16 protein-coding genes and 2 pseudogenes are annotated in these 13561 nt (G+C 58.4%); 10 read left to right on the forward strand and 8 right to left on the reverse strand.

What is annotated here, in order from left to right:
• Positions 1 to 120 precede the first annotated feature (120 nt).
• Both ACEN84_RS00075 and ACEN84_RS00080 read left to right on the forward strand, forming a co-directional pair.
• Positions 121 to 759 carry an XRE family transcriptional regulator gene (locus ACEN84_RS00075; protein ID WP_413709001.1) on the forward strand — a complete coding sequence of 213 codons (639 nt, stop codon included), beginning with the start codon at positions 121 to 123 and terminating at the stop codon, positions 757 to 759.
• Positions 760 to 1371 (forward strand): RES family NAD+ phosphorylase, encoded by a 612-nt coding sequence (locus ACEN84_RS00080; RefSeq protein WP_413708800.1) that lies wholly within the window; start codon positions 760 to 762, stop codon positions 1369 to 1371.
• Positions 1372 to 1476: 105 nt separating this feature from the next.
• Here ACEN84_RS00080 and ACEN84_RS00085 read toward each other — a convergent pair.
• Together ACEN84_RS00085 and ACEN84_RS00090 are read right to left on the reverse strand one after the other, a co-directional pair.
• A pseudogene (locus tag ACEN84_RS00085) lies at positions 1477 to 1773 on the reverse strand (site-specific integrase); the annotation flags it as partial.
• 139 nt (positions 1774 to 1912) lie between these two features.
• Positions 1913 to 2010: pseudogene (locus tag ACEN84_RS00090) on the reverse strand (antirestriction protein); the annotation flags it as partial.
• Between the two features lie 385 nt (positions 2011 to 2395).
• Between ACEN84_RS00090 and ACEN84_RS00095 the strand changes: the two are divergent.
• From ACEN84_RS00095 to ACEN84_RS00110, 4 genes are all read left to right on the forward strand, one after another.
• The gene (locus ACEN84_RS00095) at positions 2396 to 3043 is read left to right on the forward strand and encodes a LuxR C-terminal-related transcriptional regulator (protein WP_413708801.1); all 648 of its coding nucleotides are present in this window, start codon (positions 2396 to 2398) and stop codon (positions 3041 to 3043) included.
• A 310-nt stretch (positions 3044 to 3353) separates the two neighbouring features.
• Entirely contained in the window at positions 3354 to 5138 is a 1785-nt protein-coding gene (locus tag ACEN84_RS00100) for a methyl-accepting chemotaxis protein (protein ID WP_413709002.1), read from the forward strand.
• Positions 5138 to 5587, forward strand: coding sequence for a chemotaxis protein CheW (locus ACEN84_RS00105; RefSeq protein ID WP_413708802.1), 450 nt, complete (start codon positions 5138 to 5140; stop codon positions 5585 to 5587). Before ACEN84_RS00100 ends, ACEN84_RS00105 begins: the two co-directional genes overlap by 1 nt.
• A 45-nt stretch (positions 5588 to 5632) precedes the next feature.
• The gene (locus ACEN84_RS00110) at positions 5633 to 5974 is read left to right on the forward strand and encodes a hypothetical protein (RefSeq protein WP_413708803.1); all 342 of its coding nucleotides are present in this window, start codon (positions 5633 to 5635) and stop codon (positions 5972 to 5974) included.
• Positions 5975 to 6029: 55 nt separating this feature from the next.
• Here the strand turns inward: ACEN84_RS00110 and ACEN84_RS00115 are convergent, their stop codons facing one another.
• The 5 genes from ACEN84_RS00115 to ACEN84_RS00135 all read right to left on the reverse strand — a co-directional run bounded on the left by ACEN84_RS00115 (position 6030) and on the right by ACEN84_RS00135 (position 7936).
• Entirely contained in the window at positions 6030 to 6269 is a 240-nt protein-coding gene (locus tag ACEN84_RS00115) for a hypothetical protein (RefSeq protein WP_413708804.1), read from the reverse strand.
• 7 nt (positions 6270 to 6276) lie between these two features.
• The gene (locus ACEN84_RS00120; protein WP_413708805.1) at positions 6277 to 6636 is read right to left on the reverse strand and encodes a hypothetical protein; all 360 of its coding nucleotides are present in this window, start codon (positions 6634 to 6636) and stop codon (positions 6277 to 6279) included.
• A 222-nt stretch (positions 6637 to 6858) separates the two neighbouring features.
• Positions 6859 to 7113 (reverse strand): hypothetical protein, encoded by a 255-nt coding sequence (locus ACEN84_RS00125; protein WP_203431276.1) that lies wholly within the window; start codon positions 7111 to 7113, stop codon positions 6859 to 6861.
• Positions 7114 to 7358: 245 nt separating this feature from the next.
• Complete coding sequence (locus ACEN84_RS00130; RefSeq protein ID WP_413708806.1) at positions 7359 to 7610, reverse strand: hypothetical protein; 252 nt, start codon at positions 7608 to 7610, stop codon at positions 7359 to 7361.
• Complete coding sequence (locus ACEN84_RS00135) at positions 7607 to 7936, reverse strand: helix-turn-helix transcriptional regulator (RefSeq protein ID WP_413709003.1); 330 nt, start codon at positions 7934 to 7936, stop codon at positions 7607 to 7609. Before ACEN84_RS00135 ends, ACEN84_RS00130 begins: the two co-directional genes overlap by 4 nt.
• 710 nt (positions 7937 to 8646) lie before the next feature.
• Between ACEN84_RS00135 and ACEN84_RS00140 the strand changes: the two genes are divergently transcribed.
• The 3 genes from ACEN84_RS00140 to ACEN84_RS00150 all read left to right on the forward strand — a co-directional run bounded on the left by ACEN84_RS00140 (position 8647) and on the right by ACEN84_RS00150 (position 11275).
• Positions 8647 to 9045: a hypothetical protein gene (locus ACEN84_RS00140; protein WP_413708807.1), complete on the forward strand. Its 399-nt coding sequence runs from the start codon at positions 8647 to 8649 to the stop codon at positions 9043 to 9045.
• 1439 nt (positions 9046 to 10484) lie between these two features.
• The gene (locus ACEN84_RS00145; RefSeq protein ID WP_413708808.1) at positions 10485 to 10838 is read left to right on the forward strand and encodes a hypothetical protein; all 354 of its coding nucleotides are present in this window, start codon (positions 10485 to 10487) and stop codon (positions 10836 to 10838) included.
• 92 nt (positions 10839 to 10930) lie between these two features.
• On the forward strand, positions 10931 to 11275 hold the full coding sequence (locus tag ACEN84_RS00150; RefSeq protein ID WP_413708809.1) for a gamma-glutamylcyclotransferase family protein: 345 nt from the start codon (positions 10931 to 10933) through the stop codon (positions 11273 to 11275).
• Between the two features lie 502 nt (positions 11276 to 11777).
• Here the strand turns inward: ACEN84_RS00150 and ACEN84_RS00155 are convergent.
• Entirely contained in the window at positions 11778 to 12017 is a 240-nt protein-coding gene (locus tag ACEN84_RS00155; protein WP_413708810.1) for a hypothetical protein, read from the reverse strand.
• A 278-nt stretch (positions 12018 to 12295) separates the two neighbouring features.
• On the opposite strand from ACEN84_RS00155, the gene ACEN84_RS00160 reads away from it, so the two are divergent.
• Positions 12296 to 13561, forward strand: coding sequence for a metallophosphoesterase family protein (locus ACEN84_RS00160; RefSeq protein WP_413708811.1), 1266 nt, complete (start codon positions 12296 to 12298; stop codon positions 13559 to 13561).

The raw sequence follows: 13561 nt of genomic DNA on the forward strand, positions 1-13561 counted from the left end.
CATAACATGGCGTCTCCCAAGGCAAAACCCAGCATCAAAGACGGCTCGGCTCGGAGAGATGGACCAGATAGGTCCATGGCGTTTTTCCTTGCGACGGGCGCCGGTGCGCTACCGGAAGGTATGAGCGGCTTCAAAATCAAAGTTCCGGATAGCGCCACCAAAGTCCTATCCGACAAGCCGAAGCGCGTGCAGGCTCTACTGCAGCAATATGGTCAGGCGATTTCCAGAAGCAGGACCGCCGGCAGGCGTGTGAGCTTCCGCGTCGACGTCGACGCAGAAGGCGACATGGTCGTCACCCCGGTTGAAGACGACGTATCGACCACTCCTGCGCTGTCTGAGGACGAGAGCACCGCCGATGCTGACCTTGAGCAGGCACTCGCTGCAGCACGGGCACGCGGACGCTCGAAGGCGGCAGAAATCCTCGAGCGCGGCGATATGCTCAGCGCTGACGAGTTTGCTCGCCTGCTCGGCACGACGCGGGTGACAATCAATACCAAGCGGCAAAACGGTCAGGTGCTCGGGCTCGATGGCGCCAAGCGTGGGTATCGCTTCCCCGATTGGCAGCTCGATTCCAATAGCAAGCCATTTTCTGCACTCCCTATCCTTCACGAGATGCTTGGTGGAGCTTGGGCAGTCTACCGCTTCCTGGTTCAGCCGCATGGTGAGCTGGATGGCCTGACGGGTCGTGAGGCTCTGGAGCGTGGACGGACTGAACAGGCGATCGCGGCTGCGGAAAGCGTTGGGCGAGATTTCCGGTAAATGGGGAATGCATTGCCGCCCGCAGGCTTCGAAACAGCAAGCCTGCATCTACATGTCGTAGCGCCCGGCTCGCGGTTCGGCCGCATCTATCTCGGTCGATACCCTGACCCGCTCGGCTTCGGAAAGACGCCGAGCCGCTTCAGCGATCCGAGGCGCCGAAAGGCCACCAATCGCTTTGGCGTGCTTTACATGGGCGACACCGAAGTCTGCTTTCTCGAGGCTGTTCTGGGAGATCAACGCGATGGGTTGATCGGTGATTTGCCCATTGCTGAGTCAGCGCTCCACGACCGACAGTATGCGCAGATCGAGGTGATCGCTTCGCTGACGATGGTTGATCTTCGCGCTGACGGGGCGATCAGGATGGGTGTGCCGTCAGATGTTGCAAAATCCTCCAAGCAATCCCTTGCTCGCGAATGGGCGGTCGCATTCCATGAACATCGAGATCAGGTCGACGGCATCATTTATCCGTCGCGACTGAACGGGCACACGAACGTTGCGGTTTTCGACCGATCCATCGACAAGTTAAAGGCCATCGATGCCACGAGACTGATAAGGGCACCTGGCCTAGCAGCTGTACTTGATGATCTCGATATTGCGATCGTGAACCTGTAATTGAGGCGCGATGTTGTCGCTTATCACCGTGCTCGGCGTCGCGCCGAAGCCGGGCAGCGCATCTCCGCCGCTTCCTGGAATAGTGCCGTCGCGTGCCTCGACCGACTTGTCGGCCTGCCATACAGTCTTGGCGCAGGCTTCCGAAAGGAAACGAACCCAGACGAGAACGTCGTAGCCGTAAGCACGAAGGGAGTGGCGCGAGCGAACGCCGTGAAGAGGAAGCTCGCGGAAGAAGCGATCCAGATCAGGATCGTAAAGCGCCCCGTCGCGGAGGATCATTGGGACATAAGCATCAAGTTCCGCCGCGGGTCTTCGTTCCTGAAGGGTGATGCTTGAAGCTGCGATTACATTGTCCACAAGCTGTTCGACCTTCCCCCGGCCCCCATCCAGGGAGCCCAGCATCAACGAAGGAGATCAACTTGCCCGGCACTCTCCAGGCCGGCCTCCGCCAGCTATTTGGGAGCGCTGCGTCCGGCCTGGAAAGCGCCTCCGTCAGCGTGTGCATCAACCTAAGCAAGAGGCAAAGAGTCGGTGCAGACTGTCAAGATAAGGCGATCAGTTCTTCCCGCGCCCTCTCACTGCGATCCTCGCATAGCGAGACAGGTCACGCCCGACCCGATCCTTTGGCGAAGTCCAATACATTTAATGCCAATATCGGCATAAAATTCATTATGCCGCAAGCCGGATTATGCCGCACGGATTGGTCTGGCTGCTGACACGGCGGCTCCGGACGTGCGGCGGTTCGGCATAATACGCTGCTGAAATGAAGACGATGGTTTAACTTAAAATCTCCATCTGTCTGCTGTCCGATCCGACGAGGCCGAGGCCGAGCACGGCTGCCTTGCGAGTTGCGTCGGATAAAGCTTGGGGTTGCGCATTATGACTTTCTTAATATTTGGCCCCCAGAAACTGAAGCTTGATCCGATTTGGAGATTTTAGTTTGCCGTTTTCTCGCGCCCTCGCTCTTAGCAGCCCTTTAGATGAGGTTCCCGATCTACGATCGCTTCCCACCCGGCGGCAGGTCTTGACGCATCCATTTATTGAAAGGCTGCGTAGAGCCGTGGCCTTCGATTTCTTCGCAGTGTCAGGCCTCGACCTGGATGGCTATCGGTTCGGGAGCGGTCATTCGATCGACACTGACGTCCCGCCAGCCTTCCTCGACGCTTATTACGGGGATGACCTCCTGAAGTCCGATCCGTTCGTGATGGCATCGATGTCAGCTGCCAAGGTCATCGTTGAGGAGGAAGTATATGCGGGAACACCCCCGCCCCAAAGGTTGCAATACCTTGCGAGGACTTTCGGTGTGCTCAATCGTACGCTGTTCCCGATACGACGGGGCGACGTGGTATTCGGCGCAGTGACGTTCTCCCGTGCGGCGCCTTTCTCCGAGGAAGAAATCGAGTTCCTCGGTGAAATCGCCGAGACCACTCACCGCGTACTGACGCGACCAATCATGGACAAGTTCTCAGCGCAGACGCTGAAACTAATCGAAGGCGAAATCACATGCTTGAGATTTGCCAGCCTCGGCAAAACGACGGACGAGATCGCCGCAGCGAGTGGTTACACACCGGATACCGTCAATAGCTACATGAAGACGGCGATCCGCAAGCTTAACGCCGAAAACCGCGTTCATGCGATAGCCGAGGCTATTCGTCGTTGGCTGATCACGTAGCCGACGATCCTCTCGAGTTCGACCGGAAACATGGGCTGCCTCTACCAGGCGGCCCTTATCATATTTTACTGCCTCCTAATGATTGAGTAATGGGCAAAGCCCACACTTTATGAGCGAATGCTCAACTGTCTATATGACTTTTAATACTTCTTTGAGAGTCCGCCCCTAGAACTGGGGTTGCCGGGAAGGAGCATCGATGGAGATGGTAACCTGGCTCAACCGAAGCAAATTGCCGCGGCCAGCGCTGTCCAAAAGATCCACAGTCATCGGACCCAAGCCCTCGGCAGACATGGAGCGTGTCTTGGGTATTATGTCATTTGGGTTCTCTTCCGATGCCAGCGCAGTGTTGGCCGCAATGAACAAGTCGCAAGCGATCATCGAATTCGATCTCACCGGGAAAATCTTATCCGCCAATCCTAACTTTTGCGCCGCACTCGGCTATGAGCTCAGCGAAATCGTGGGACAGCATCATCGGATGTTTGTTGATCCTGCCGAGGCCTCACGTGCCGAATATCGCCAGTTCTGGACGGACCTGGCTGCCGGAAAATTCGACCAACGCCAATACAAGCGCATTGGCAAGGGCGGCAAGGAGATCTGGATCGAGGCTTCCTACAATCCCGTGTTCAGGGGCGGCAAGCCCTATAAGGTCGTCAAATTTGCAACCGATATCACCGCGCAGAAGCTGAAGAGCGCAGAAGATGCCGGCAAGCTGGACGCGCTGTCGCGCGCTCAGGCCGTGATCGAGTTCACGCCTGCGGGCGAGATCCTAACTGCCAATGAGAACTTTCTCAACGCCCTCGGATACCAGCTGTCTGAGATCAAGGGCAAGCATCACTCTATGTTCTGCGAACCCGCCTACACTAGCAGTGAGGACTATCGCCGCTTTTGGTCCCGGCTGGCTGGAGGCGAGTTTGTCGCCGATGAGTTCATGCGCCTCGGCAAAGGCGGCAGAAAGGTCTACATCCAGGCCTCGTACAATCCGATCTTCGACATGAACGGCAAGGTCTTCAAGGTTGTCAAGTTCGCAACCGACGTCACGAAGCGTGTCGAGAACGTGGACCAGCTCGCATTGGCTTTGCAAGGATTTGCCGATGGTGACCTAACACAGCAGCTTGGGATGCCCTTCCTTCCGACGCTGGAAAAGCTTCGCGTAGACTTTAACAGCGCTGCGTCCAAACTCCGGGGTGCTATGGAGACCGTGTCACAGAATGCCGGCGCGATTGCCGCCGCATCGCAGGAAATCAGAACCGCCTCCGATGATCTCTCACGCCGCACCGAGCAGCAGGCTGCTTCAGTTGAAGAGACGGCGGCCGCCCTCGAGGAGATCACAACGACCGTATCCGACTCCAGCAACCGGGCACAGGAAGCTGGCCAACTCGTTCGCAAGACGAAGGAGAATGCCGAACGCTCCGGCCTCGTGGTGCGACAGGCGGTCGAAGCCATGGGTAAGATCGACGCTTCGGCATCGGAGATCGCCAATATAATTGGCGTGATCGACGAGATCGCGTTCCAGACAAATTTGCTCGCCTTGAATGCGGGCGTTGAAGCGGCCCGCGCCGGCGACGCCGGCAAGGGCTTTGCGGTTGTCGCGCAAGAGGTTCGCGAACTTGCCCAACGCTCGGCGAAAGCTGCGAAAGAGATCAAGGATCTGATCGGTGCGTCGAACGGGCATGTCAAGAATGGGGTCGCTCTCGTCGGCGAAACCGGTAAAGCCCTGGAGGAGATTGTCGGGCAGGTTGTTAACGTTGACAGCAACGTGGGCGCGATCGTCGAGGCGTCCAGGGAGCAGGCGACAGGTCTGAAAGAAATCAATACGGCCGTCAACACGATGGACCAGAGCACGCAGCAGAACGCTGCCATGGTCGAGGAGACGTCAGCCGCCGCGCACGGTCTTGCCAAAGAGGCGGACGCGCTGTTCGAACTTCTGTCCCAGTTCAACATCGGCGTCTCGCAATCCCGGCGTTTGGCCCCGAGAGCTGCATCTGCCACATCTCGACCGGCTACCAATCCGGTACGTCAGATGACGGCCAAGGTTGTGCATGCGTTCCAGGGGAACGCAGCGGTTAAAGGCGGCGACAGCTGGGAGGAATTCTGATGTCCGGCCTGAGCACGAACCTGAATGGGCAGACGACGCTGGACATCATCGCATTCCAGCTTGGCGCACAAACATTCTGCATCGAGACGACGTCCGTCCGCGAAATCCGCGGATGGGGAGCCTCGACACCGTTGCCACATACGCCGGCCGAGGTTCTTGGCGTCATCAACCTGCGCGGCACGGCTATTCCGACGATCGATCTCGCCCGTAAACTGGGAATGCGCCCGTGCGAAACCACGGAACGTAGCGCGATTGTAGTCGTGGAAGTCCACGACAGGCCATCAGCGGCGTCTCCCGTAACCGGTAGGCGCCGCTTTTTTTGGCCACGACCAATAATCAAGGAACAATCTATGGAAGACACCGCAACGGGCAACCAGCCCGATCTATTCGATGCGTGGCTAGACTTTCGGCCCGCAACCGGCGAGACGACGAATAATGGCTGCAACTAACCTCGAAAAGCTAGTCGTCCAGCAGCCAGCAAATCGAGGGGCTCGTTGAAACCGTACAAAGACCGCGTGGAGATCCTGACGGACGGCGCGCGCTACCTGCCAGATGGCACTGTCGTCGAAATCACCGGCAAGGTTCGGGCTTCGGCTTTCGCACCGCTGGCAATCACCGGCAGCGGCTCGGTTGCCGCGATCGATCGGCTGGCGGACACGATCCTGCAGGCCGCAGAGGCAACCGGCTCGGTTGATGCCACGCTGGCCGTCTCGGAGACCTCGCTTGCAACGATAGGCGGGGAGGGCTTCGCCAGCGACAGTCCGGTCAAGATCGCCATCGGACCGATTTCGGATACCTATGGTAATAGCGGATATCGATTTGTAGGCTATAGCTAAATCTTACGATGTTATCGCCGTCGCTCCATCCGCACCCAAACTCGAAGGGCGCAACCTACTTCTCCCTACGCTTGCTGATTTCTTCCAGGGTGCCGAGCATCAGTGCGGCAAGGAAGCCATAAACGCCTCGATCTATGATTGCTCCGGAGCTCGCCGCCGTGCCGCCGTATCGGCGCAGCGCTTCCTCGTACGGGCCCAGGAACTCGGTCGCGATGCCGAGGCCGGTGATAATCCTGAGGACGCTGCCAACGAGGACGATGCACGCCGCAATGGTGATTAGTTTGGTGAAGATCATTCGGCGCTCAGCTCTTTTTGGCCGACGGCCTAGACGGCTTTTCTTCAAGGTTCTTCGGTAGCGGCGTGCTTGAACAACGCAGGTGCATCTCTCGGGCGAATGCTTTACGCTTTTCCTCCTGGCTGGCATCCGCCGCAGCGGCGAGAGGAAGGCCGAACGGCCCTAACAAGATCCCAGATGCCAGGCCGATAGCCATGCGGCCGCCGACCTTGTCGTCGTAGTTAAGCGCTTGCAGGCGGATCTCTTTGCACTCCGCGCTGTTGAATTTCGGATCGGTGACCGTCAGCGTGCCAGCGTATTTTTGCGGCGTAGGCGTGCACGACGACAGGACGGCAAGGCTTGCCGCTATTACAACCAGTTTCTTCATGATGTTCCCCAATTCCTGCTTGTGATCTAGCAGCAACTTGAGGACGTGTTTAGCGGCGCGATAAACAACCCACCGATTTTTTTGGGTGTTCGGGCGGTAACGCAGAAAGCCGGCCGAGTTGGTTGCTCAGCGGGCTTTCTGGTCCCTCAGTTGGTGGGCGTGGCGACACACCGGTGTCTGCGGCGCGCGTTTGCCCAGGGCCGTCCGCCACCTACACAGATATCAGCGCCAATAGCGGCGATAATCGTAGTCCGATGCCGCAGAATTGCGGCCGAGAATGTAGCCGATGCACAGGCCGATTGCGCCGACCGTCAGCGCGAGGCCAGTTGCTGTGTGCGGATGTTCGGCTGCGCCGGCAGCCACTGCGCTCGTCTCGCGGCGGACAGCGTCCACAGCGTCAGATGCCACTTTGCGAACGCCTGTCGGCGGCTCAGTGGGGGTTCCGGTGAAGCCGGTTGTCAGATCGTCCTTAGCCATTGTCTTCCTCCAGGGGTTTGAGTTGGTGGAAGAACTGGGGAAGGGCAGGGATGGTTCCGTAACTGTTTGTTAACCATGTTGCCTTAGTATGTCTGTGTCGAGAAGGTGAGATGTCCCGACACGAAGACCAAAGGCATGATACCCTAGAAGCCCGTTGCCACCCCCGGCGGCGGGCTTTTTATTCCGAGCGACATCCAGCGTACTGCTGCGCTTCACGATACAGACGCAATCGTGTGAGGGATGCCTCATTCCGCAAAGATAGCAGCCAGCACGGCCAAATCCTGCCGCTTCATCTCGTCGTCGACGTCGTCGTTCTTGTTGGCGTGGAACCAGTCTGCAGCGGCCTTGACCCGTGCGCCTTGCGGCTCGGGATATAAGCCGAGGCGGCTTGCCCACTCGCGGACCGTCTCGCGCTCCATGCGGCCGACTAGATACCGGTCGTGGACAGTCTTGGCGGATGCTAGGAGGTCGGTGGTGGCTTTGGGTGTGTGGTTCATCCGCCGGCACCGGGAGGCGCGTCGTTCTCAAACATGTCCTTGTATTGGATAGTCTCGTCTTCGTTGGTGTCGATAGAGGCACCGGCCGGCGCGAAAAGACGGACACCAGGCCCGCCGCTTCCGCTGTAAGTACCGTCAATGAAGGTGACGCCAGCAGCCTGAAGGGCGCGCGCTATAGCAGCGAGGTTATTTGCGCCAGGCGTCCGCCGGCCTTTCTCGAAATCGATAATCACGCCGCGCGATACGGAAGCGCGAGCTGCGAGCTCGTTTTGGTCTAATTCCAATAGGGCGCGAGCGGCCCTGCACTGCGACGGAGAAAGCGACATAAAGTCCAGCTTTGGATTGAGTGTGACCGAAAGGCTAATGTCTGACATGAAGTCTTACATTGAACTTCCGCACTTCGCAACGGAGGAGCCGCCATTACGGCATAGTGGAAGACACCGACCGGCACGGCAATGTACGCTTCTATTTCCGTGTCAAAGCAAGGAAGAAGGTCCGGCTTCGCGAAAGCCGGGCGGCCGTCCCAAGAAGAATGTCGCCGCGTAGTCGCTCTTCGGGCCGCCTTTCAGGTGGCCCGAAGGTAAGCAATTTCATTGGTGGCAGTTGCTACCTAATTGCGGACGTTATCGTGAAGGACGTCGGACCTGCTGGGCGAACAGGATTATCGGCTGATTTGTTTGAACGGGTGCCTGACGGTCCGCGTCGGTGCTGACGAAATACAATTAGGGCGCTCAACCCGAAGACGGGGAGCGCCCACACGTGTTGCTCGAAACGCAAAAGCCGCGCAATGCAGCAGGCGTCTCGAAGGGCCTGCTCATTATAGGCTCGCCTCAGGTGGAGAAAGATACGCTGGCGCATAGCAGCTATGCGCGTTCCATCCTTAAGTGCTCTACCGATGCAATGGGATTTGAATGACGGATGTCAGGTAACGGGCTGCATCATAAGGGTCGCGAAAGACCTGTCGTGCTGATCCTAAGGTCCTGGTGGAGCCACTTCGCACTGCGAAGTCTCTGTAGAGACGCCCGGTGCCTGGTTCTTGCTTCAGCCAAACATGCGGAACCGGTTCGCCATCTGCCCGGCGGCAAACAACGAGCGCCGGTTCGGGACCTTTCAACGTTTTGACGGTGTGGTGCTCCAGGAAGCCCGTCAAGGCTTCGAGGAGGCATGTGATCTCTGCGAAGACATCGACATCAGAGGTGCCGCCGTCTGGGTGTGGGATGTGCCGGCCTGTAGAGCGGTAAGTGGTCATGTCGGTCTTCAAGAATTGTGGGGCTGCTCAATGTCGCTGCACGCAGCGGAAGTCAATGCCCGCATAGCCCGGCATGGGCGGGATTCAACGACCGAAGACAAATCCGATGTTGGAGGCTTCGGCAGCCTCATTGTTGCTCAGTGCATTCTGGCATCGAAAGAGCTCGTGACTGGAATTGCTGGATGAGCGATGTCTCGAACCGGGTCTTGTACGCTATCGGACGAGACTGTTGCCTTGTCCTCGGTCCGACGCAGTTATGCGCGCATGAGTAAGCAAGACGATCCACCCAAAATCCGTCACCGTAATGCGATAACAAGGGCCGAGCGGCGATCGCGCGAAGAAGAAACGCATCGCGTTGCCATTGCGGCGATAGAAGCCGAAGCAGAGGCCCGTCGCCGTAAGACCGAGCGGCTCAAGGCTGCACGCGAGGCAAGTAAGCCTTTGTGCTGAGGTCGTCTGCACCGTTCAAGGGAGAGCTCTTGGACGGCCCGTGCCTGGATCCCACATCAACAGCCCGAGCCCTGGCAGAGCGGCCACGCACGAAGATCACGTGCAGATTTGGAACGCCCGGCGCGGGAGATCGCCTCACTCATGCGGCGGGTTAGGCCTTGGACTTGTGAGGCGATCTCTGTGCGGCGGAGCAGTGACGAGCCGCCGGACCTCGATTTCGGCGAGGTCATTGCCAGAGAGTGATGGGAGAAGCAATGACCTCTAGGCGGGAAAGTGTCTGATGCTTTGACGCCTGAGGACCAGCATGCACGGAATCGGCAGCAATGTCGAACGTTCTGCGAAACACTGCGAACTGAGGCAGGGTCGAGTGCCGGGCGCCGGTGCCCTCCGCTTTAGCCAAAGCGTTCGCTTCTCCCTCCGTCGAGAGCCCAGGCTTTGACCGGCGGGGGCTGGTGGAGACGATGGTGGCGAATTTATTCTCGTCGCGCCGGATAGTAGGATTTTCACTGAGAACGCTGAACGCAATGCTGCTTTTCGCCGACGCCGCGGCCGCCCAGATGTTTTGCCTTGAGGCGCAAGACATTCGCTTGAATACCGATAGAGAAACTCCCGGACCGCGTTGACCGAGAGGATAGGCCGGAGCCAGAGAATACGCTGTGCGCTACTATCGCCGTTGCGATTCCTCAGCAAAATGCCGATCGTGTGAAAAACAGTCCGGGAGAGTAGCGGACGGTGGCAGCATTCTGTCGTGCGTTGCGGGCTCCTGAAGGGTCACCTGCGCTGTGTCCTGGCTCGTGCCGGCGAGTGAGGAGAGTAGCGCCGGTACGCCAGCCAATCGAACCTCGCGGAGGCGACGTAGTGCGACCGCCGCGTCCCGACAGGAGACTGCGGGAGGGGGGGGCGGCGGCCATGACCTTTCGATCACGATCGAATTACGTCTTGGCAGCCCAGAAAGTTTCAGCCAATGCCGCCGCCTGAAGAGACAGGCTTCCCGTTCGACAATGGCCTGCGCATTCTGCAATGGGAAACCTGTCGCCACTATTCGGCCGATGCTGCACCGATGATGCCGACGTCGGCTTCGTGGAACTGCAACGCGTAACCCGAGTTATTCGCAGGAAATGACCCTGGAGGCTGCAATGCAAGTGCGAGACACCCGGATCACGCCGGAGGGGAGGATGCTGACCGTCGAGTTTGTCGGACAGGGTGGCGAGCTTGTATCCATTGCCATGGATAACGCCGATAACAACATTGATGCACAAAATGCGGTGGAGCACGCGAAAGCAATCATGGTTCAGCTCGTGTCGTCGGGAGGCGAGGGTGCAGATCCTGGCGTCGATCGATATGACGCCCTCAGCGACGGCAACTTGGGCGAGGGCAGCTTGGGGTTGCAAACATCATCGAGCGTGCGTTGCGGGCAAGATCACGAGACCCTAAAGGGAGAGGTCGACGAAGGTTTCCACAAAGCCTTGCCTGCAAGCGAGGCGGTGTCTGCCACAGTCACAAGCGTTTCCCAAAGGCAGAAGACGTGAACCGGCCTTTCAAGCGACTTGGCGATCGTTCGCAATTCCTTTCCACTTAAGCGTTATCAGAACGTCTCGTTCTAAAATACGGCACAGTAACAATGACAGTTGAACATCGCCTCGCGACCTATGGCAGCCTTGCACCTGGAAAGCTCAACAATAACCAACTTGACGGACTTGCAGGCTTCTGGCGGTCGGGCAAGATTTTCGGGCGCCTCGTGGACGCTGGCTGGGGCTCGGACTTGGGCTTTCCCGGTCTCGTGCTCGATGACCAGGCCTACGCGATCCCGGTGTCGGTCTTCGAATCCTCCGATCTTCCACAACACTGGCAGCGGCTGGATTCGTTCGAAGGCGAGGGCTATCGTAGGGCGCCGGTCTCCGTCACCATCGATGGCGAACAGGTTGAGGCTTACGTTTACACCTTGGCTAAGATTGCAAGGCTGTGAGATCCAACGTTCCAGCGATCCGGTTTGGGTATAGATCGGTTCGTTCGAGGCTACACCTACCTGCATGCGGCAGGCCGTGTGAGTTGCGCGCCGGCCGGAACAGACGTTCAAAAACCTGCGAACACCGGCTTTCGCGTGTCCTCGGCAAATACCCGTTTTACCTGCACAACGAAGAAGCGACATCAAGCACGGGGGTTGGGCTTCGCACCGGAGTTGTAAAGCATGCTCTTCAGCGTCGCGTTAAAGCGGCTGGCCTCATGAACAAGCGTTGATGATCAACGCCGTCAATACTGATAGGGCCGAATGCTGGCTTCGTCGTGGTCTTTGCCGAAGAGCGAGAGCCCGCTCACCTCGTCCGCTTCACCGCGATAAAGCACCGTCGCCGAGACGTGCTGATGAGAACGTACGTGTGATCCAGCGCGCGCAACGATAGCCATCGGAACTGTGACTTGTCGCTCCGTTCGGCCGGGAAAGGGCGTACGACGCGATGGAGAAGCCGGCTTCAAACGGCTGTCGGATGACGCTTGATCTGCCTCTGAGCCGTGACGCCCTTCGAGGTCAAACGGCATTTCAGCGATGTTTTAAAACCGGTCTGGATTTCGATATACCCCGCCTGCTTGGCTGCCAGCGCGGTTTTCAAACCGATGTTATGCGGCGGATAGGTGAAATGCTTGTCCGTCAGGCTGGCGATAAGCCTTTGCATCCTCATCCCTATATCGCTGGTCATGCCTTCCTCTCGCATTCTGCAGCTTCCGCGTGGCCTAACGTGCGTTTTAAAGCCGAGATTTAGCGATCGCAATCCTCCTGGTGCGCGCCCACTCGTCGACACAACGGCCGTGCGAGATAGGTGTATCTGAACAGAAGAATTGGGGGGCCTATCGAAGCCGCCGGCAAAACGCGCAGCCGCGGGGTGAGGATTTGACCTCGCGGAAAGTTGGGGATAGCAGAACAAAACAGGAATGCGAACTGGCATTTTCAACCCAGAAAGGCTAACGAGGCTGATACGGACAAGGGCAGACCATGGCATTCCGATTCGTCCACACCGCCGACATCCATCTCGACTCGCCGCTGAAGTCCCTTGCGCTTCTCAACGGCGAGCTGGCAGATCTCATCGGGCTTGCTACCAGGCAATCGTTCATCCAGACGATCGAGCTGTGCCTGGAAGAGCAGGTCGACGCTCTGATCATCGCTGGCGACCTCTACGACGGAGAGCAGACGTCGATGAAAACGGCGCGGTTCCTTGCCGAACAACTCGGGCGCTTGCATCAGGGCGGTATTCGGACCTACATCATCCGCGGCAATCACGATGCCCTCTCAAAGATCACCGCCCAGCTTGTGATGCCTGACACGGTCAAGGTGTTCGGTGAGATCGCTGAACTGGTCACCATCGAGCGGTCCGCCGGGGATATCGACGTTGCGATCCACGGAATGAGTTTTGCTAAGCCGCATGCGCCAGAATCTCTCCTCCGACACTTTGCCGCCCCGGTGCCCGGCGCGGTCAATATCGGGATCATGCATACCAGCCTTGGCGGGTCAGCAGGACACGATCTTTACGCGCCCTGCAGTGTCGCCGAGCTCAGACAGGCAGGATTTCAGTACTGGGCGCTCGGCCACATTCACAAACGAGCCGCTCTGCAAGACCAAAGCTGCGCTGTCGTGATGCCCGGAATACCGCAGGGGCGCGACATCAATGAGGACGGATCGAAGACGGTGTCACTGGTGACCGTGCGTGATGACCGCTCGATCCTCGTCGAAGAACGAAGAACTGCCGTCGCCCAATTCGAGCGGCTCCAAATTGACGTCTCAATGGCCGCTGACTGGGACGACTTGGTGGCACTGTCCAAACATCAGCTTGGCGAACTGGCCTCGGCGATACCGAGAGGCCAGATTGTGGCACGGGTGGAGGTGACAGGGACGAGTGAGCTTGCATGGCGCGCTCGCAGGGACATCGACCTTCTGAGGACGGAGTTCGAAACACACGGCTCGTCGATCGGAAATATCTGGATCGAAAAAGTGAAAGTCTCGTCGTCGCGGCCGCGGCAAAACGGCGGGAATCCGGGAGCGCTGGGCGAGCTCGCGACTATCATTGCGCGAGAGATCCACGGCTCGATCGATTTCAATTCGGAGGTCAAGGCGATTGCCGACGAACTGCGCGGCCAGTTGCCGGCGGAGCTCAGGGACATCATCGGAAAAGATCAGGCGGCGTATGACGGTTTGATGGCGAAGTTTGCAAAAGAGGGGACAGCGCATGTGCTCGCGCTTCTCCAGGGGGCCGAGGGAGAGTGA

The sequence above is a fragment of the Rhizobium sp. Rhizsp82 genome, from assembly GCF_047325115.1.
In the GTDB taxonomy this organism is placed as follows: domain Bacteria; phylum Pseudomonadota; class Alphaproteobacteria; order Rhizobiales; family Rhizobiaceae; genus Rhizobium.

What these genes read in the sequence shown, in the direction of transcription:
- ACEN84_RS00075 (WP_413709001.1), top strand. Translation starts at nt 121, where the DNA reads ATGAGCGGCTTCAAAATCAAAGTTCCGGATAGCGCCACCAAAGTCCTA.
- ACEN84_RS00080 (WP_413708800.1), top strand. Translation starts at nt 760, where the DNA reads ATGGGGAATGCATTGCCGCCCGCAGGCTTCGAAACAGCAAGCCTGCAT.
- ACEN84_RS00100 (WP_413709002.1), top strand. Translation starts at nt 3,354, where the DNA reads ATGTCATTTGGGTTCTCTTCCGATGCCAGCGCAGTGTTGGCCGCAATG.
- ACEN84_RS00105 (WP_413708802.1), top strand. Translation starts at nt 5,138, where the DNA reads ATGTCCGGCCTGAGCACGAACCTGAATGGGCAGACGACGCTGGACATC.
- ACEN84_RS00115 (WP_413708804.1), bottom strand. Translation starts at nt 6,269, where the DNA reads ATGATCTTCACCAAACTAATCACCATTGCGGCGTGCATCGTCCTCGTT.
- ACEN84_RS00120 (WP_413708805.1), bottom strand. Translation starts at nt 6,636, where the DNA reads ATGAAGAAACTGGTTGTAATAGCGGCAAGCCTTGCCGTCCTGTCGTCG.
- ACEN84_RS00125 (WP_203431276.1), bottom strand. Translation starts at nt 7,113, where the DNA reads ATGGCTAAGGACGATCTGACAACCGGCTTCACCGGAACCCCCACTGAG.
- ACEN84_RS00130 (WP_413708806.1), bottom strand. Translation starts at nt 7,610, where the DNA reads ATGAACCACACACCCAAAGCCACCACCGACCTCCTAGCATCCGCCAAG.
- ACEN84_RS00135 (WP_413709003.1), bottom strand. Translation starts at nt 7,936, where the DNA reads ATGTCGCTTTCTCCGTCGCAGTGCAGGGCCGCTCGCGCCCTATTGGAA.
- ACEN84_RS00145 (WP_413708808.1), top strand. Translation starts at nt 10,485, where the DNA reads ATGCTGACCGTCGAGTTTGTCGGACAGGGTGGCGAGCTTGTATCCATT.
- ACEN84_RS00150 (WP_413708809.1), top strand. Translation starts at nt 10,931, where the DNA reads ATGACAGTTGAACATCGCCTCGCGACCTATGGCAGCCTTGCACCTGGA.
- ACEN84_RS00155 (WP_413708810.1), bottom strand. Translation starts at nt 12,017, where the DNA reads ATGCGAGAGGAAGGCATGACCAGCGATATAGGGATGAGGATGCAAAGG.
- ACEN84_RS00160 (WP_413708811.1), top strand. Translation starts at nt 12,296, where the DNA reads ATGGCATTCCGATTCGTCCACACCGCCGACATCCATCTCGACTCGCCG.